This window comes from Flavobacterium johnsoniae (genome assembly GCF_001879205.1).
Classification (GTDB): Bacteria; Bacteroidota; Bacteroidia; order Flavobacteriales; family Flavobacteriaceae; genus Flavobacterium; species Flavobacterium johnsoniae_A.
Genome location: NZ_MLFK01000009.1, coordinates 384,597 through 403,206 on the forward strand (window position 1 = coordinate 384,597; position 18,610 = coordinate 403,206).

Consider the following 18,610-nt stretch of genomic DNA (forward strand, 5'->3'; position numbering starts at 1 on the left):
AGGTAATTATACGGGACTTTACTATCTATTAAAAGCCTAATTTTCCAGCTATAAAATGCTATTATGGAAAACCGTAAAATTAAATTAAAAAGGTTTTGTAAGTTAGTGCTAAGGATTGATAAAGAACATGTTAGTAAATTTGATTTCTAATAAGATATTCATTTTGTTTATACTAATTAGTGTTAATATGATACATTAAAATAACAATAAAAAATATCAACTAGAAATGAAAATAGACTTCATAGAAATTAAAAATTTTAGAAAATTACAATCTTGCAAAATTGACTTTTCAGAAAAAGAAACAATCTTTGTAGGGGCAAATAATAGTGGTAAAACTACCGCTATGGATGCCTTAATAATATTTCTTAAAGCAAAAAGTTTTAAAACTCAAGATTTTACTCTAGATAATTGGAAAGAACTAAATAAAATTGCAGATAACTGGATTAGTGGTAAAGAATTGACGGAAGATGAAAAGTCAATTAAAATTTTAGAAAATTTCTTGCCTACTTTAGATCTTTGGATTCAAGTTGAAGATAGTGAGCTTCATTATGTTAGCCATATTATCCCAACTTTAGATTGGAAGGGAGGATTACTGGGAATAAGACTAAGATATGAGCCAAAAGAAATGATTGAGTTAATCCAAGAGTTCTCTACATCTTATAGTAAGTCAAATTTATTATTGAGTGAGAAGGGTAAAAAATTTAAATTATGGCCAAAAACTTTTTGGGATTTTTGTGAGAGAAAACTCAATTCACATTTTGCAGTAAAAACATATTTACTTGATCCTGAGAAATCTTTCGAAAGACAGGAATTATCAGAGAACAATCTTGCTTTGGATGGGGATGTTTTAAAAGGTCTAATAAGAATTGATATTATAAATGCACAGCGTGGTTTCAGTGATGCAAATTCAGAAAATTCAGAAAGTAAAAATGATAAAAAACTTTCTTTTCAGCTAAGAGCATACTACGATAAACATCTAAATCCGACATTAGAGCCTACCGAAAGTGATTTAGATGCTTTAGAATCTATTAATAATGCGCAGGATGCGTTCGATAAAAACTTAAAAGAGAGTTTTAAAACCTCACTTTCCGAATTAGAAGGATTAAATTATCCAGGATTTGGAAATCCTAAAATTCAGCTTTCGACACAAATATCAACCTCTGATGGACTTCAACATGATTCGGCAGTACAATACTATCTTGATGAGGAGTTGTCTCTTCCAGAAAAATATAATGGATTAGGTTATCAAAATTTAATATCAATCATTTTCAAATTGATTAGATTTAGAGACGAATGGATGAGAACTGGGAAAAATACTGTAAATGAAGATGATATAATTGAACCATTACATTTAGTATTAATAGAAGAGCCAGAAGCACATTTACACGCTCAAGTTCAACAAGTTTTCATTAAAAAAGCACATAGCGTTTTAAGAAATAATGAGAAATTGGGAGATAAAAAAGATTTTACGAGTCAGTTAGTAATAAGTACTCATTCAAGTTACATTGCCCATCAAAAATTTCTTAGTCTTAGATATTTTAAAAGAAACGTTTCTAAAGCTTTGCCAACATCTGAAGTGATTAACCTATCTACAACATTCGGAACAGAAAATGATTCAACTAAATTCACTATACGATACTTAAATACAACTCATAACGATGTTTTTTTTGCAGACGCTGTCATTCTAGTAGAAGGACCTGCTGAAAGGATGTTAATTCCTCACTTCATAAAAAACTTTCATCCAATACTTGATAACTGTTATATTACTATATTGGAAATTGGAGGTAGTCATGCTCATAGGTTGAAGCCATTCATTGAAATCTTAGGAGTAGTTTGTTTAGTTATAACAGATATTGATTCAGTAAATCCAAATAATAATGGAAAAAAATGTCAGCCTGAAAAAGGTAAAAATTTTAAAACAAATAATGATAGTTTAAAGAAATGGCATCCTCAAAAAGAACTATTAGATGATTTATTAAATATGACTTTTGAAGAAAAAGTTATATCTGATTTACCTATTAGATTCGCATATCAAAATGGTGTCGAATTCAAAGATGGAGAAAAAACAAATTTTGTATATCCTTACACATTTGAAGATGCATTGGTAATTGAGAATAAAGAAAAATTTAAGTTAATTTCAAAATCTGTTAGTTTGTTAAAAAAGATGGTTGAAGCTTCGAAAAAAGATAATTTGCAAGAATTTGCTACAGAAACTTATACAGTTATAACAGATTCTCAAGCTAAAAAAGCAGAGTTTGCACTAGATGTTCTTTATTTTGAAGATCCTAAAAATATAATTCCTCCTTCATATATAAAGGAAGGTTTGGTATGGATTGAAGAGCAATTAAAAAATGATAAACAAGGAAAAAAATCGTAAATCATGATCGAATATAATAATGATGTTGATACTCATGTAGATGACGAAATTTTTGATTGTATCAATCCGAACTCTCCCAAAAGTTTTTTTCTATTTGCAGGTGCTGGATCCGGAAAAACTAGAACATTGATTAATGTCTTATCTCGTTTCAAGGAACAGCATGGAACAGACTTTAAGTTTAGAAATAAAAAAATAGCAATTATAACATACACTAATGCGGCTGCAAATGAAATTACTCGTAGGTTAGAACATAGCAGTATTTTTAATGTGAGTACAATTCATAGTTTTTCATGGGACTTAATAAAAAATTTCACACACGATATTAGGGCATGGATTAGGAATAATTTAATTTTGGAAATTTCGGAATTAAAGGAACAACAATCTAAAAGCCGAGATTTAAGTAATAAGACATCAATAGGTAGAGCAAAAAAAATTGAATCAAAAACAGATAGATTAGAATCACTGTCAATAATTCATAAATTTGTCTATAATCCAAATGGAGATAACATTACTAAAGACTCCCTGAATCATAGCGAAGTTATCTCAATTGCTGCTGCGTTTATTAAGTCAAAAGATCTATTTAAGAAAATATTATTAAACAAGTACCCTGTCATTCTTATTGATGAAAGTCAAGATACCAAAAAAGACTTAATCGATGCATTATTTGAGCTTCAACGTCAATATAAGGAAAAGTTATCTTTGGGACTTTTCGGTGATATAATGCAGAGAATTTACTCTGACGGTAAAGAAAATTTAGGGGTAGGATTGCCTGATGATTGGATTCAGCCGGCAAAAAAAATGAATCATCGTTCTAAATCAAGAATAATTGATTTGATAAATAAGATACGAAGCGAAATAGATAGTCAAAAACAATTTCCAAGAAAAGAGAATATTGGGGGTATAGTTAGATTATTTGCAGTTTCTAGAACTAAAAATAAATTAGAAGTGGAAAAAATCATCTGTAACAGAATGAAAGATTTTACTAACGATGAAAAGTGGGTTAATGATGAAACTGATGTAATGACTTTAACTTTGGAGCATCATATGGCGGCAATAAGAATGGGATTTTCTATATTTTTTGAATCTCTACATGCTGTTGACAAACTTAAAACAAGTTTATTAGATGGAAGCTCAACTTCTATTAATTTTTTCTCTAAAATAGTTTTGTCATTATATAAAGCGAATATAAAAAATAACAAATTTGAAGTTGCCAATATTGTAAAAAAGCATTCTGATTTAGTTAGCAAACAAATGCTTTTGAAAGAATCAAATAAGTTAGATGTCTTTCATTCAACAAATGAAAAAGTAAATAAATTACTGTCATTATGGAATGATGGAAAGCAACCAACTTTATTAGAAGTGTTGGTTAATATAAATAAAACTAAATTGTTTAAAATTCCCCCAACCTTACAATTAGTATTAGCCAGAAAAGAAACTGAAATAATTGAAAATGATGAGGAAGAGGATTTTGATAAAGATGAAGATATTTTAGGTGCATGGGAAATTGCTTTGACTGCGAAATTTTCAGAAATAATAGAATATAGTAAATACATTAATGAAGAATCCGCTTTTGGAACTCATCAAGGTGTCAAAGGATTAGAATTTGATAGGGTAATGGTAATTATTGATGATGAGGAATCAAGAGGTTTTATGTTTAGTTATGATAAATTATTTGGGATGAAACCATTGACTCCAAACGATCAAAAGAATATTGATGAAGGAAAAGAGACAGGAATTGATAGGACATTGAGATTATTTTATGTTGCATGTAGTAGAGCTAAGGAAAGTTTAGCCATAGTTTCATATACAGATATGCCAGATGACTTAAAAAAAAATGTAGTTAAATATGGCTGGTTTGCAAATGATGAAATAGAAATTATAAAGTAAGAGGTCTAATATGAAATATCATAATTATTTCAAAGTGCATTGTCCTAAAAAAGAATATATTAGGCAAGATGATAATGAACTTTCGGGAATTCTCATGGAAGAATTTATTTACTTTTGGATTCGGAATTGACAAAAAATTATTCTTCGCACAATCCTAAAGAGGACAATTTTTAAAATTAGCCTTTACCATGGAAAGTACAAAAATGGTTGGTATTACACATGTAATATCAACCATTTTTTTTTAATACTATACCGATAAGTGTCTTTTAGCCGAAAAGTACTATTCATTTTGCTTTAGGTGTTTAATATTGAGTAAAACTTTCTCATAATTTTTTAAGAAGTAAATGATTCAACTCGGAAATTGGCTTCCTTGGAAAGACAAGTTCACCTGTTCTGTAGATTTAAGGTATTTCGGTACTTAAATTACATTTTTATGAAAAAAAGTGTGATTATGGAGAAAGATATTGACTACAGTAATTCAAAGTTGACCCCCGAAAAAGCTTTACAGATGCTTCGGTCTGAGGGATTAGATGTAACTGTCGAACAGGCAGAGGAAATCTTGCATTTCTTAAGAATAATTGCTAATATCGCTGTTTTGAAACATTTAAACAAAAGAAAATGAGCAAGATAGCGGACTTATACATCAGAGTAAGCACTGACGAGCAGGCAGAAAAAGGCTTCTCGCAGCGTAATCAGGAAGAGATGTTAAAAAAATATTGCAGTATAAACCAAATACAGATACGCAATGTAATCTATGAAGATCATTCAGCAAAGACTTTTAACAGGCCTCAATGGAAAAAATTTCTTGATGAAGTAAAAAAAAATAAAAATAAAATTAATTTGGTTCTTTTTATGAAGTGGGACAGGTTCAGCCGTAATGCGGGTGATGCTTACCAGATGATCAATGTATTAAGAAAATTGGGTATAGAGCCGCAGGCAATAGAACAGCCACTTGATCTTAGTGTTCCGGAAAACAAAATGATGCTTGCATTTTATCTGGCCGCACCCGAGGTTGAAAACGACCGAAGGGCATTGAATACCTTTCAGGGACTTAGAAGGGGTAAGAAGGAGGGAAGGCATATGGGTATGGCCCCTTATGGTTATGCTAATAAAGTTACAGAAGATGGAAAAAAATATATTGCCATTGTGCCTGAGAAAGCCGTAAAAGTTATATGGGTGTTTGAACAGATTGCGAAAAATATTTTTAGTACTGAATCTATTTATCAAATGGCAAAAGAAAAAGGTTTTGCTATTTCTAAAAATAACTTGTGGCTTATCATAAGAAATCCTCTTTATTGTGGAAAGATAGTTGTTCCTAAGTATAGAGATGAAGAGGAGAGATGGGTCAATGGACAGCATGAGCCAATTATCACTGAGGGATTATTTTATCGGGTTCAAGACGTTCTTGATAGTAAAGCAAGAACCTACCGGCCGAAAATTAAGACTATTGAGAATTTTCCTTTGCGAGGTTTTTTTCTTTGTCCAAAGTGCGGTCAGAAGTTAACAGGAAGTAAATGTAAAGGAAGGAATAAATATTACTACTATTATCACTGTGATAAAGTATGTAAATGGAGAGTGAATTCTGAAATAGCTAACAAGATTTTTAAAGAACATTTAAATAAATTTAAACCTTTAGAAGAAGTTAAGAAGCTATATATCGCAGTTCTGCTTGAAGGTTATAGAGAGCATACTGGAGTAATAGCTAACGAAAAAAAGAAGTCCCTTGAGCAGATTGCAGTTTATGAAAAGAAATTATCTGTGGCCAGAAATTTATTAGTTACCGAGAAAATCGATGCTGAAGATTACAATCTCATGAAGACTGAATACAATGAGATTATCAGTAATCTGGAAAAAGAGATGGGTAATGTAGAGGACGACAGGGCGAGTATAGAGCATTTAACGACGACTGGATTGGAAAACCTTTTAAAGCTAGGTGAAGCCTTTGATGGTGGGACTTTAGCTGATTCCAGAGAGATAATTGGTTTAATTTTTCCCGAAAATTTCACATTTCAAGAACAGAAAATCCGCACCGCCCGAGTCAATGAAATGGTTAACTGTATCTATCTGGTAAACAATAGATTACGGGCAAAAAAAAACGGGACAAAAGATGATATTTTTCTTTTGTCCCGAGTAGTGACCTCGACTGGATTCAAACCAGTAACCTTCTGAGCCGTAATCAGATGCGCTATTCAGTTGCGCCACGAGGCCTTTTTATTATCAATTAGCTAATTTTTTGTAGCTTTGTTGATTGCTTATTGCGGGTGCAAAGATAGAGATAAATGCGAGATATACAAGAGAAAAATAACATAAAAATAAAAAAAAATGAAGATTGAAAATTATGTGCGTGATATTCAGGACTTTCCTAAAGAAGGAATTTTGTTTAAAGATATCACTCCACTGCTAAATGACGTCGAAGCGAGGCAGGAATGCTTATCGATTTTGGTAAATTCCTTAAAAGGACAGAAAATTGATAAGGTGGTAGGGGCAGAAAGCCGTGGCTTTTTCTTCGGAATGTTATTAGCACAAGAACTCAATGCAGGTTTTATTCCGGTTAGAAAACCTAAAAAACTTCCTTATGAAACCATTTCCGCTTCGTACGAACTGGAATACGGAACCGACAGCCTGGAAATGCATACAGATGCTATCAAAAAAGGAGATCGTATTTTAATTCACGACGATGTTCTGGCAACTGGCGGAACGGCAAAAGCTGTTTGCGAGTTGGTAGAGAAGCTGGGAGGCGAAATTGTACAGTGTAATTTCTTAATGGAACTGACTTTTCTTAACGGAAGAGAAAAAATCAAAGAATTTCCAATCTTTGCAGCGCTGTCTTATTAATTAAACAAACACAATCTTGTGTTTAACAGCGTACAAAACTAAACCTATTCTGGTTTTTATCTCTAATTTATCAAATAAACATTCTCTGTATCCGTCGATGGTTTTGGGGCTTAGGCACATTTCTGATGCGATTTCCTTATAAGTCATCTCGGTACAGGCATGTTTTATAAAAACCAGTTCTTTTTCTTTTAAACTGACTTTTTTATTGTCGCTGTTGACTTTATTAACCAGCATTCCAGAAACTAATTCAGTAAAATAAAAGCCCTTTTCGATAACACATTCTATGGCTTCTTTAAAAATTTCGGGAGAAGTGTCTTTTAGGAGATAACCTTTTGCCCCATTCGTAATCATTTTTATAATAATTTCTTCATCGTCATTTACAGAAAGTGCAATTACTCTTAAGTTAGGTCGGTTTTCTTTGATCCATTTCATGGTGCTCAGGCCGTCTAAAACAGGCATATTAACATCTAATAATATCAGGTCAATATCGGTTTCCGGATTTTCCTGAAGGTATGAAAGGAATACTTTCCCGTTTTCAAATCGCTCGATTACTTCATAGGCACCAAAACTTTTAATTAAAAGTTCTAAGGATTGAGAAAAAAGCTGATGATCGTCGACAATAATAATTTTACTTTTAGTGTTCGGTTTCATTGGTTCTAGTTAATGGATATTCTAAAGTTACGGTTGTTCCTGATGAATTCGATTCCATGATTAATTGGGCGCCAATCAATTTAGCACGCAGTTTCATGTTGGTTAATCCTAATCCGGAATTTGCTTTATTGGTATCATAGCCAATCCCGAAATCCTTTAATTTTAACTGAAAAAGTGTTTCAGTTGTTGTAATATTTACTTCGTATAAATCGCTGTGAGAATGTTTTAAGCTATTGTGAAGTGCTTCCTGAAAAATTCGGTAAATAAACAAATCATGTTCTTCGCTGATCTTTGGAATTTCTCCGGTTAAATTATAGCGATAATGAATTTTCTTCAGTTTTTTTACACGTTCCAGATCTTGTTTTATAGCTTCTATAAAGTTGCTTTGCAGTAAATTATCTTTATTGATAATACGTGATAAAATTCTGAGTTCGTCCAGTGCTTTTGCCAGCACTTCTTTTAGGTCTTTTAGTTCTTTTACCTGAATGCTTTTGCTACTGATAGACATATTAAGCTGCATGATACCAACCGAAATAATCTGCCCTATGTTGTCATGCAGTTCTTTACTGATTTCAGAAAGAGTTTGATCTTTAATCTCGATTCTGGTTTTTACCAATTCGGATTGAAAGTACAATTCGGCTTCCATTTTTTCGACCAGATAGTTGTTTTTCTTCTTTAAAAAATAAAAGAAAAGAACAAGTACAATGACGAGTAAAGTTAGAAAAACTATACCTAATGAAATGACTAATAATTGTATTTCTTTTCGCTCCATAAAAAACCTATTATAAAACAGCTGTGGGCAAGAAAATTGAGAATGAACAATACCAGGCTGAATATGGATTCGTCTTGTTTAATAAGAAACCAATTGATAGCCAGCATAAAGGGCGTAAAAGGCACGTGGAAAACTAATATTCCCAAAACATACCAGAAAAAAACAGATCGTTTAAAGTTTAAAATTTTGTCTGAATTAAAAATCTCTACCAAATATAAACAGGCTAGTATTAAGACAAGTACCACTCCAATAGCAAAACTATATGTAAAGGAACGATTGGTATCTTCTTTAAAATACATAATATTTAAAAAGAAAGATACAATAAAGAGGATCAGGCAGAAAACTGCTGTTACTCTGTAATTTATCTTTATTAACAAACTCCGAAGGAGCAGGATATAGGCTGAGAAACTAACGAACATATAAAAATTATATACATAATAATTTAATAAGCCCGTCCAATAGGTAAAATAGTATCCAACTAATTCTATTAGTACAGAAAACCAGATTAAAATTACTAAAAATTTAGCTTTCTTACCAGGCAGTTTATGCATTGAAATTAATCCGATGCTGCCTGATAATAAAGCTAAATAAATGATATAAGATCTTAAAAATTCAAACATAATTTAAATTAATATATTAAACTTGGCGGTCTGCCGATATTTCCGTAATTCATTGGTTCAAGGCTTTGAATGTCTGATGACTGTGCTTCCTGAAGCATTACAAAACTTTGAATTTTTGCGGTATTATTTTCGATTTTCTTTCCGGTAGGAACCAAGAATAGGGTTGTTAATCCGGCTTTTTCGCCATGTTTTTCATCATCTGGATATACACCAAAATAAAAGCGTATTCCGTCTACGTTATATCCGTCTTTTGTGCCATTAGTTTTGATATAGTCGATATAACTTTCTAATGCTTCAAGTGAATACCATATTGCATTTGCATCTTCTTTTTTCGCTGCTCTTCCTGTTAAGGACGCTGCTTTCTTGTTGTTGTAGTTAACATTTAACTGTTTTGCAAATTCTTTAGTTATTAACTGACTAGGTTTTGCGGGTGGATTTTTCATAATTATTTAGAATTTAATTGGTTAATGGTTAGTTTACAGCATTTTTTTAATTGTTGCCGGGACAAAATTATCTGAAACCTAAAAACGGTACAAGGGGAAAAATACCCTTTTTTAGTTGGGTAAAATTATTTAAAAAAATGGGTTAAAGTGCTGTTTCATAATATTTTATAATGAAACAATTTTACATCGTCAATTTTGTGCAGCAAAATCGGCGATCAAAATGAGTAACCATTAATAAGTAATAACTAAATTTTTTAAATTATGTCACAACCAACACCCCTAGGTTATCCTCACGCAGGAGCCGGAACAGTAGAAATTCTTTTAGAGAAAGAAGATGGAGCAGATTATGCAGTACTTTTTTCGCCAGATCCTAACAATATATTGTTAAGAGATGCCGGACTGCCAATGCAGTTTTACTACTATCCAAAAGCCCCAAGACTGGCAAAACATCCTGACGGAAGATTCAAATTTGCAATGCAGGTATTTAAATCAGAAGGAGATTCTTCTACCGTAATTGGAGCAGAAGGTCTGGAAGAAGAAGCCGGAGCTTATACTACCTTAACTAGTACGATCGATTTGCCGGAAGCTTTATTAAAAAAAGCAATTGATAAGCTAAAAGCAAAACTTCACACTAATTACAATAATCAGAGACAGTCCAAACTTTTTGGTCTATTCTCTTATTTGAAAGGAGTCGACAGAGATTTTAATGAAACAAACGTGCGTCCAATTCAATTAACAGAAAACAAAATCGCGATGCACGTCGTAGGCGAAAAATCACCTAATAATCCGTTTGGAGGTGCAAATCCCTGGACTTTCAACATTCAGGGAGAAGGTGCAGGAACTACATTTGGCCTTGGCGATAATGCACTTTCTGTGCTTATGGGGCGCAACAGTGCTTCATTGGTAAAAAATGCCTTAGAAAGCGGTTCTAATAACCTTGTAGTTGAAAACAACATTAAGTACAAAGGTTATATGCCGACTACAACCATTAAAACAACTGTCGATGTTAAAAAAGTACACTCTTATTTTTCGGCGAAAGCCAATGTAAGCTGGTCTTTTGTTGATGTGAACTGGGAAAGCGAATACGAAAAAATCTTAACTCAGGGGGGTATTGTTAGCGAAATTATCACTGACAATCAATTCTCTAATGAAGAAAGAAAAAAAGTAGAAGAAGCACTTTTTACCAAACAAAGAGATTTTGCTTTTCAAATGGTGCAGAAACAGATTTTTGATGCGCCGGAAAAACAATTTACACCAGCATCAACCCCAGAAAAACCAGGCGGATTTTTCAGAATCCTTTTCGGGATAGGAAGCGTTGGCGTAAGTTTAAAATCGGGAACGCAGATTAGAGAAGTAAAATTTACAGATGAAATTAAATTCTCTGCTATTGAAGTTTTAGATTCAAAAATAAGCGGAAATCTAACCCCGTTGACATTAAAATCTGGCCCGGAAGCAAAAACAGAATTGAAAAAATACATTACTGAAATTCAGTTAGATGAAGATTTTTCAAAAGTTCAGGTAATTGCTTCTTTAAACGGAGGTTTAATTAAACTCGACAAAGACAGTGATATTGTTAACGATAGCCCGGTTAGCCAGGTTTCTATTGAAGTTGGATATCCGGATTCTAAAGGTAAATTAATCTGGAAAAGTTCCGGAAGAATGATTGCTCCGGAAGGAACTCCTTATGTAAAAAACACCAGTAAATCCGGTAAAGAAATCGACGCGATTTTCCCTGCTACATGGAACGACAAATCGAAAGAAAAAAATGCTTTTGTCTTTGATTTTGTAAAAAACAACGGTTCTACTAAAATTAAAGTAAGACAAGAAGTAATGTACGAAAAAGATAAGAGAATCAAGCTGAAAGATGTAACAAGAGAGTTTGAATTTGAAGGAACTAAAATATTCGTGCCGCTTCCAATTCAAAACATGATTAATTACACTTTATCTACAGAAGAACTTTACGATTGCGATACGCTTGAAGTAACCTTAAAAGTCGACAAAATGTCGTCTAAAAAATTCAAGTTTACTGTTGATAATTTCGAAGATGCGATTCCGTACAGAGCTTGGTATGAATTAGATTATACCATTAAACCAACAGAGTATAAAGTAAAATATACCTGCAGCGGAAAAATTGGCAAGAAAGCTAAAAAAGTTTCAATCTCAACAGATTATCAAAAAATCGATTATTTGGAAGGCGATGTTTTATTCGAAATCCCAACAGGAACTGCAGCGCAGAATGCTGATATTGAGAAAATAAGAGCTCCATTTATGGAATAATTTTTCTGAGACATTTTACAAAAGGGACTTCATGTCCCTTTTGTTTTCTTAAAAGTCACTAATCATTAAACCTAAACATCATGCCAGATTTAAATACATTTAAGCTCGAAGGAACCAAATTAGTTCCTATAAACAGATTCAATCTAGAGCCAGCAAAACCCAGTACTTCTTTTAGCGTGGCGGCGGCGATTAAAAAAGAAACTGATTTTAGAGTTATAGAGCATCCTATAATTCATTCGATAGAAATAAAACCAACTCCAATTATTATAGGTTTTCCAATTTTTGAAAGCTATTTTCCTTTAATCGAAGACGATAACGCCATTACAGAGAATGCCTCCTTTAAGGATTATTTTAAAAATGAAATCACTTTGTTTTTTCCTCAGGTTGAGATCGAGCCCAACAACGGCACTCTTTTTTACTTTGAGAATGTGCCCAACAAATCTGGAGACAAAGAAGGACTTCTTGGGAAAGTAACTATTAAATACAGTATTAAACCAAAACCATTACAAATCAATCAGAAAAGTATTGTTTTAAATTTAAGAGAAGCCATTTTAAACTTAAAAGTAAAAGGAGATTCTATTAAAATAAACGGAATTATAAACAGCATCACTCAGGAAATTCAGTTTGATTTGATTGACGAAGCGGTTAAAATTGCCTTTATCAACCTGATTTCAAATATACCTGATCTCAAGTCCAATGTTGATTTATTCTTTGATTTTAAAGGATATTCCAAACTGAAACGTAATTTTATGTTTGCCAAAGATATTTTTGTTTTAAGAAGCCAGAATGTTACGAAAAAGGATTTAACAACCAAATCGACACTCCAGCCAAAAGCAACGCTTATAAGCAGTCCTTTGATGGTAAAATCAACAATGGAAGCCAGAGTCGCGCCAAAAACAATGATATCCGAGATTCAGCGTGATAATAATATTAAGGCAGACGATCAGGAAGAGTATGTGAAAAGTACTTTTTTGCTTAAGGTTAACAAAACACTCAATTATCCGCTTACTGCTAATGCAGAAACAAGTTTGTACAAAACTAATACCGGCGGATTTATAAATAATCCTTTTAATTTAAATGAAGATTTTTCGCAGTTCAAACAAATATTTGTTTCCGGTTATAATTTCAATAAACTTTCGATTTACAAGTCAATGGTACAGCCTAATACCTTTTTGCTGATTTCTAAGGTTTACAGTTTATCAAAAGATCTAAATACCATGAAACCCTGTGTTACGACTATTTTTCATGCTTATGAAGAAGGCGCTGGAACATCTGAGGAAATTTCAAAAATCAGTTTCCAATTTGTCATTGGTCCAAATCTTTCTGATTTTGATCTGGCTAAATTGAAAATCGCCTTACTGCAAAACAATTTTGTAGACGGAGATACAAGTGATTATTTTGATAAAGTTCAGTTTTTGTTTCCAAATGATATTGCGGCGGATTATGAAGTTAATGGGAATTATTTTCTGCAGCAGGCAGGCGTTACATCAGATGGGAAACACTTTATTTTTAATCTGTCGACCGAGAATCTGTCTGAAGCGAGTATTATGATTAATGCTTTTAACAACACGATTACACAATACGCCAATATCAATTTTAAGCATAAAGAAATTAAAGATACCAGCGTAATCGAACTGAATATTGAAGAAACTGTTGGCGAAATTGTGGAAGCTTTGATTGATAATAATGCAAAACAAATCAAAATCAGTAATCAGTCTATTTCAAATTGCAAACTCAATTCTATTTTGTTGGTTTACAATCAAAATTCTACCTATTTAAATAGCTTATTTTTTAAAAATTATCCGCAGCTCGTAAGCAGTGATACAAAGCTTTTGGATTTTACAGCTCTTAACCCGGCGACTTCCGGCGAATTGAAGAATGTATTCTTTGATTTTGAAAACATAGAAAATATAAGTTCAGAGTTTAATCAGGTCGTTTCGCAGTCTACCGCATACAACAGATACGTTCAGGTTGAAATTAAAAGCCAAAGCGCGGCAACGGCAAAAATTACGATTGAATTAACGGTTCAGGAAACCGGAAGTAAATTTTTATTTGAGCGTTTAAAATCGGAATTTTCGACCCCTATTTTATTCAATTTTATTGTTAAAAATACCTTGAACAGCAATACTTTGATTTCGTATAAGGTCAATTATTATGACAAAAATGACAATCTGACAAGTACCAGAAATGAGGTTTTTAACTTTTTATCATCAGCAAAAATAATCATAAACAAAAAGTCATGAGAACTATAAAATTAGGCATAAAATCAAGCGAAGTTTATTATTTAAACGAGCTTTTGGCAAAAGAAGGTTATCCAGTTGTGGTTTCGGATAATTTTGGCGCAGCGACAGATAAAGCAATCAGAGATTTTCAACTAAAAAATAATCTGGTTGTAGATGGGGTAGTGGGATTAAAAACGTGGTCGGCTTTATTAGAGAAAAACCGAGCTTCATTTTCTTCCAATTCCAAATTACTTTCAGAGCAGAATCTTATTGATTTTTCTCATCAATTTAATCTGGAACTGGCCGTAGTAAAGGCTGTAAATGAAGTCGAAAGCAACGGAAAAGGCTTTTTGGTAGACGGAAGGCCAAAGATTTTATTTGAAGGCCATATTTTTTGGAAACAATTGGAAAAGAGAAATATAAACCCCAGAAACTATGTTAATGCTTCTAACCAAAACATATTGTTTGAAAGTTATAACAGGAAATATTATGTGGGCGGTGCAGAAGAATACAACCGTTTAGAAAAAGCAGCAAACCTGGGTGCAGATAAAAGTTTTAGGGATGCGGCAAACTGTTCTGCTTCATGGGGACTTTTTCAAATCATGGGATTTAATGCTGTTCCTATTGGTTACAAAAGTATAGATGAATATGTCGCTAAAATGAACGAGAATGAAGGCGAACATTTAAAAGCTTTTGGAATGTTTTTAGAGAAAAACAACTTACTGGCTACACTGCGAAGTAAAAACTGGGCAGCTTTTGCCTTGCGATATAACGGTCCGGCCTATAAAACCAATAAATACGACGAGAAACTAATGCGTGCCTATTTAAAATATTCTAAATGAAGTAGTTTTGTTTCAGGTTTCAAGTTTCAGGTTCTTTACTTTGAACATAATTTTACCGCAAAGTTCGCAAGGTTTACGCTAAGTTTCGCAAAGTTATTTCTTTGCGAGCCTTGCGAAAATACTTTGCGAACTTTGCGTTTAATTACCATCCCAACAAACCTGAAACCTGAAACAAGTAAAAACCTGAAACAAGTAAAACTTTTATCTTAAGCTTGCGCCCAATTCAGTTTCAAAAGTCTGCTGTAATTTCGACATGATTTTATCGATTTGAGCATCTGTAAGCGTTTTTGTATTGTCCTGAATGGTAAAACTCAAAGCGTATGATTTTTTACCTTCCGGAAGTTTACTTCCTTGGTAAACATCAAATAAATTAATGTCTTTTAAAAGTGCTTTTTCAGTTTGTCTGGCCAAATTAAAGATACTTTCGTACGTTATCTTATCGTCGATTAACAAAGCTAAATCTCTGCGAACTTCCGGATATTTAGGAATCTCGGTATATTTAATTTTTCCGGTAATGATTTTTAAAACTAAATCCCAGTTGAAATCAGCGTAGTAAACATCTTGTTTAATTCCGAAATGCTTTAAGATTGATTTTTTAACCACTCCCATTTCAACTAATGTATCATTGTTGTAGCAAATAGAAGTTCCTTCTGAGAAAATATCAGACTGAACCGGAGCATTCGAAATTTTCTCAATTCCCAAACGCGCTAAAACACCTTTTACATATCCTTTTAATAAGAAGAAATCAGTTCCTTTTTGCGGATTTGTCCAGCTTTCTTTATTTCTGTTCCCGGAAATAGACAAAGTCAAATGTTTGTGTTCTTCGTAACCGTTAAGGTATTTATGATATGATTTTCCGAATTCAAATAATTTTAAATCAGAATTTCTTCTGTTGATGTTATATGAAATTGCTTCCAAAGCAGAAAACAATAAAGACTGGCGCATAGTTGATAAATCACTGCTTAAAGGATTTAACATCGTAACGTTGTGTTCTTCTTTTAAAGCAGTCGATAATTTAGCGTAAGCAGCAGTTGTCAGCGAATTGGCCATCATTTCATGAAAACCTTGTGAATTCAATTGAGAAGCGATAACATTTTGTACTTTATAATCTTCCGTTCTTGGAGAATTTGCCACTGTTGCATTGAATTTTTTAGAAAACTCAATGTTATTGTAACCGTAAACTCTTAGAATTTCTTCGATAACGTCAATTTCTCTTTGAACGTCAACACGATAAGCTGGAATTGTTAATCCTAAACCAGTATCCGAAACGCTGTTTACTTTAATATCTAAAGAAACCAATATTTTTTTGATTGTATCTTTTGGAATTTCCTGTCCTATGATTTTAGAAACGTGGCTGAAATTCAATAAAACCGAAAAATCTTCTACTTTTTTAGGATATACTTCTACCACATCAGAAGTGATTTTTCCGCCTGCCACTTCCTGTATCAAAAGAGCGGCACGTTTTAAAGCATATTCCGTAATCGTTGGATCAATTCCTCTTTCAAATCTAAAAGAAGCATCTGTATTTAACTGGTGTCTTTTTGCTGTTTTACGAACGCTTACAGCATCAAAATAAGCACTTTCTAAGAAAATAGTAGTTGTTCCGTCTGAAACGCCAGATTTTTTCCCGCCAAAAACACCTGCAATACAAAGCGGTCCTTTTTCGTCGCAAATCATTAAATCCTCAGCATGTAACGTTCTTTCAACATCATCTAATGTTGTAAATTTAGTTCCTGCAGGTAACGTTTTAACGATCACTTTTCCGTTGATTTTTGCAGCATCAAAAGCATGAAGCGGCTGTCCTAATTCATGTAAGACATAATTAGTAACGTCAACAATATTATTTTTTGGAGTTAGACCAATTGCTTTTAAACGATCTTGTAACCAGGCAGGAGATTCCTGAACAGAAATACCTGAGATGGTTACACCGCAGTATCTTGGTGCCAATGTCGGCTCTTCAACATTCACATCAATTTTCAGCGTACGCATATCGACTCTAAAATTGCTTACAGATGGCGTAATCAATTCAATATTAACGCCTCGTTGCAGCATTCCGGCTCTTAAATCACGTGCAGTTCCAAAATGGCTCATTGCATCGGCACGGTTTGGTGTCAATCCAATTTCGAAAACTTCATCATTTGTAATTTGAAAAACTTCGGCAGCCGGAGTTCCGGGAACCAGATTTTCGTCCAGAACCATAATTCCGTCGTGACCTGTTCCAAGACCTAGTTCATCTTCGGCACAAATCATTCCGTGACTTTCCTGTCCACGGATTTTACCTTTTTTAATTGTAAATTCAGCACCTTCTTTATCATATAAAATGGTTCCAATAGTCGCAACCGGAACTTTTTGTCCTGCGGCAACATTTGCAGCGCCGCATACAATTTGTATAGGCGCTTCTAAACCAATATTTACGGTAGTAACATTTAATCTGTCGGCATCAGGGTGTTTTTCGCAAGTAAGTACGTGTCCTACAACAACCCCTTCTAATCCGCCTTTAATAGATTGGTATTTCTCGACAACTTCAACCTCAAGACCTAAATCTGTCAATAATTCTGAAGTCTGCTCCGATGTCCAATCTGTTTTAATGAATTGTTTTAACCAGTTGTAAGATATTTTCATGTTAGTTTTATTCTTTTTATGAGGATACAAATATAAGGATTGCGGATTGTAGTAAGAAAGAAATTATTTGGTTTTTTCTGACTGATTTTATTTTACCAAACCGCGTGAAATAAGTATCTGGTATTTTTAATTTTAAGATTATCTGTGAAAATAAACACAGAAACGAAGATTTGAATGTATTAAATCAGTTCTTCGACATGTTTTTTAATATTTTCGGCAATTTTTTTGGTTGGAAGATCATTTTCGTCATCTCCAAACGGATCTTCGATTTCTTCTGCAATGAGCTCCAAACTCGCCAAAACATAAAAAATAAAAACCACTACAGGCGCTACCAAATATCCTAAGCTGACAGAATATCCAAATGGAAGTGTCATGGTGTAGAAAAAGATAAATTTTTTAATAAAAGCGCTGTACGAGTAGGGAATAGGCGTATTTTTTATTCGCTCGCAGGCGCCGCAAATGTCGGTAAAAGCAACCAATTCGTCATTTAAGGTAATAAGCTGCTCACCGGTAATTTTTTTTGCATCATACAAATCGTTGATTTTATGATACATGATTCTTTTTAATTGATTTGGTTTGTGTTTATGATGATCAATTTCTAAATCGACATCCTCAAAAAGCTGTTTGCTGGTATCGTCGTCTTTTAAATGTTTGTGCAGAATATCTGCGTATAATGGAATAAATTTTCTAAAGAAGTTTCGATCATTTTCGTCTTTTAAAATAGCCGAAAGTTTTATAGCCAGATTACGGCTGTTGTTTACAAGGCCGCCCCAAAGTTTACGGCCTTCCCACCAGCGGTCATAGGCTGTATTGGTTCTAAAAACAAGCAATAATGATATTACAAATCCCAGCATCCCGTGCATGATCGGGATATTATGGATGTAATCGTTTTTGGTGACTTTAAAATAATGGAGTTCAAGATATCCAACTAGAGCAGCATAAATTCCGATAGCGATCATTATAGGAAATAATTTTCTAACGGTATCTGATTTATGAAAATGGAATATAAAAGTAAACCAGTCTTTGGTATTATACGTGATCATCTAAGTTTGTTTTAAAACA

Annotated in this window: 13 protein-coding genes and 1 tRNA gene; 8 read left to right on the forward strand and 6 right to left on the reverse strand. The window is 33.1% G+C overall.

What is annotated here, in order from left to right; genetic code table 11:
• Positions 1 to 226 precede the first annotated feature (226 nt).
• The 4 genes from BKM63_RS17610 to BKM63_RS17625 all read left to right on the forward strand — a co-directional run bounded on the left by BKM63_RS17610 (position 227) and on the right by BKM63_RS17625 (position 6,433).
• Positions 227 to 2,377, forward strand: coding sequence for an ATP-dependent endonuclease (locus BKM63_RS17610; protein ID WP_071637872.1), 2,151 nt, complete (start codon positions 227 to 229; stop codon positions 2,375 to 2,377).
• Between the two features lie 3 nt (positions 2,378 to 2,380).
• Positions 2,381 to 4,264 carry a UvrD-helicase domain-containing protein gene (locus BKM63_RS17615; RefSeq protein ID WP_123907090.1) on the forward strand — a complete coding sequence of 628 codons (1,884 nt, stop codon included), beginning with the start codon at positions 2,381 to 2,383 and terminating at the stop codon, positions 4,262 to 4,264.
• Between the two features lie 433 nt (positions 4,265 to 4,697).
• Positions 4,698 to 4,886: a hypothetical protein gene (locus tag BKM63_RS17620; RefSeq protein ID WP_071637874.1), complete on the forward strand. Its 189-nt coding sequence runs from the start codon at positions 4,698 to 4,700 to the stop codon at positions 4,884 to 4,886.
• Positions 4,883 to 6,433, forward strand: a complete 1,551-nt coding sequence (locus tag BKM63_RS17625) for a recombinase family protein (protein ID WP_071637875.1) — start codon at positions 4,883 to 4,885, stop codon at positions 6,431 to 6,433. Before BKM63_RS17620 ends, BKM63_RS17625 begins: the two co-directional genes overlap by 4 nt.
• Here the strand turns inward: BKM63_RS17625 and BKM63_RS17630 are convergent.
• Positions 6,399 to 6,472, reverse strand: a tRNA-Arg gene (locus BKM63_RS17630). The two genes, BKM63_RS17625 and BKM63_RS17630, sit on opposite strands and share 35 nt — an antisense overlap.
• Before the next feature lie 114 nt (positions 6,473 to 6,586).
• On the opposite strand from BKM63_RS17630, the gene BKM63_RS17635 reads away from it, so the two are divergent.
• Complete coding sequence (locus tag BKM63_RS17635) at positions 6,587 to 7,099, forward strand: adenine phosphoribosyltransferase (RefSeq protein ID WP_071637876.1); 513 nt, start codon at positions 6,587 to 6,589, stop codon at positions 7,097 to 7,099.
• Here the strand turns inward: BKM63_RS17635 and BKM63_RS17640 are convergent, their stop codons facing one another.
• From BKM63_RS17640 to BKM63_RS17655, 3 genes are all read right to left on the reverse strand, one after another.
• Complete coding sequence (locus BKM63_RS17640; protein WP_071637877.1) at positions 7,100 to 7,750, reverse strand: response regulator transcription factor; 651 nt, start codon at positions 7,748 to 7,750, stop codon at positions 7,100 to 7,102. It lies immediately after the preceding gene.
• Entirely contained in the window at positions 7,734 to 8,522 is a 789-nt protein-coding gene (locus BKM63_RS17645) for a sensor histidine kinase (RefSeq protein ID WP_071637878.1), read from the reverse strand. The genes BKM63_RS17640 and BKM63_RS17645 overlap by 17 nt, the downstream gene beginning before the upstream one ends.
• A gap of 628 nt (positions 8,523 to 9,150) precedes the next feature.
• Complete coding sequence (locus BKM63_RS17655; RefSeq protein ID WP_071637880.1) at positions 9,151 to 9,585, reverse strand: hypothetical protein; 435 nt, start codon at positions 9,583 to 9,585, stop codon at positions 9,151 to 9,153.
• A 261-nt stretch (positions 9,586 to 9,846) separates the two neighbouring features.
• On the opposite strand from BKM63_RS17655, the gene BKM63_RS17660 reads away from it, so the two are divergent.
• The 3 genes from BKM63_RS17660 to BKM63_RS17670 all read left to right on the forward strand — a co-directional run bounded on the left by BKM63_RS17660 (position 9,847) and on the right by BKM63_RS17670 (position 14,926).
• Complete coding sequence (locus BKM63_RS17660) at positions 9,847 to 11,862, forward strand: hypothetical protein (RefSeq protein ID WP_071637881.1); 2,016 nt, start codon at positions 9,847 to 9,849, stop codon at positions 11,860 to 11,862.
• Between the two features lie 80 nt (positions 11,863 to 11,942).
• Positions 11,943 to 14,105, forward strand: a complete 2,163-nt coding sequence (locus tag BKM63_RS17665) for a hypothetical protein (RefSeq protein WP_071637882.1) — start codon at positions 11,943 to 11,945, stop codon at positions 14,103 to 14,105.
• Positions 14,102 to 14,926 carry an N-acetylmuramidase domain-containing protein gene (locus BKM63_RS17670; protein ID WP_071637883.1) on the forward strand — a complete coding sequence of 275 codons (825 nt, stop codon included), beginning with the start codon at positions 14,102 to 14,104 and terminating at the stop codon, positions 14,924 to 14,926. Before BKM63_RS17665 ends, BKM63_RS17670 begins: the two co-directional genes overlap by 4 nt.
• Positions 14,927 to 15,127: 201 nt before the next feature.
• Here the strand turns inward: BKM63_RS17670 and pheT are convergent, their stop codons facing one another.
• Positions 15,128 to 17,548, reverse strand: coding sequence for a phenylalanine--tRNA ligase subunit beta (gene pheT / locus BKM63_RS17675; protein WP_071637884.1), 2,421 nt, complete (start codon positions 17,546 to 17,548; stop codon positions 15,128 to 15,130).
• 179 nt (positions 17,549 to 17,727) lie between these two features.
• Entirely contained in the window at positions 17,728 to 18,591 is an 864-nt protein-coding gene (locus tag BKM63_RS17680; protein ID WP_071637885.1) for a bestrophin family protein, read from the reverse strand.
• Positions 18,592 to 18,610: the final 19 nt, after the last annotated feature.

What these genes read in the sequence shown, in the direction of transcription:
- BKM63_RS17610 (WP_071637872.1), top strand. Translation starts at nt 227, where the DNA reads ATGAAAATAGACTTCATAGAAATTAAAAATTTTAGAAAATTACAATCT.
- BKM63_RS17615 (WP_123907090.1), top strand. Translation starts at nt 2,381, where the DNA reads ATGATCGAATATAATAATGATGTTGATACTCATGTAGATGACGAAATT.
- BKM63_RS17620 (WP_071637874.1), top strand. Translation starts at nt 4,698, where the DNA reads ATGAAAAAAAGTGTGATTATGGAGAAAGATATTGACTACAGTAATTCA.
- BKM63_RS17625 (WP_071637875.1), top strand. Translation starts at nt 4,883, where the DNA reads ATGAGCAAGATAGCGGACTTATACATCAGAGTAAGCACTGACGAGCAG.
- BKM63_RS17635 (WP_071637876.1), top strand. Translation starts at nt 6,587, where the DNA reads ATGAAGATTGAAAATTATGTGCGTGATATTCAGGACTTTCCTAAAGAA.
- BKM63_RS17640 (WP_071637877.1), bottom strand. Translation starts at nt 7,750, where the DNA reads ATGAAACCGAACACTAAAAGTAAAATTATTATTGTCGACGATCATCAG.
- BKM63_RS17645 (WP_071637878.1), bottom strand. Translation starts at nt 8,522, where the DNA reads ATGGAGCGAAAAGAAATACAATTATTAGTCATTTCATTAGGTATAGTT.
- BKM63_RS17655 (WP_071637880.1), bottom strand. Translation starts at nt 9,585, where the DNA reads ATGAAAAATCCACCCGCAAAACCTAGTCAGTTAATAACTAAAGAATTT.
- BKM63_RS17660 (WP_071637881.1), top strand. Translation starts at nt 9,847, where the DNA reads ATGTCACAACCAACACCCCTAGGTTATCCTCACGCAGGAGCCGGAACA.
- BKM63_RS17665 (WP_071637882.1), top strand. Translation starts at nt 11,943, where the DNA reads ATGCCAGATTTAAATACATTTAAGCTCGAAGGAACCAAATTAGTTCCT.
- BKM63_RS17670 (WP_071637883.1), top strand. Translation starts at nt 14,102, where the DNA reads ATGAGAACTATAAAATTAGGCATAAAATCAAGCGAAGTTTATTATTTA.
- pheT (WP_071637884.1), bottom strand. Translation starts at nt 17,548, where the DNA reads ATGAAAATATCTTACAACTGGTTAAAACAATTCATTAAAACAGATTGG.
- BKM63_RS17680 (WP_071637885.1), bottom strand. Translation starts at nt 18,591, where the DNA reads ATGATCACGTATAATACCAAAGACTGGTTTACTTTTATATTCCATTTT.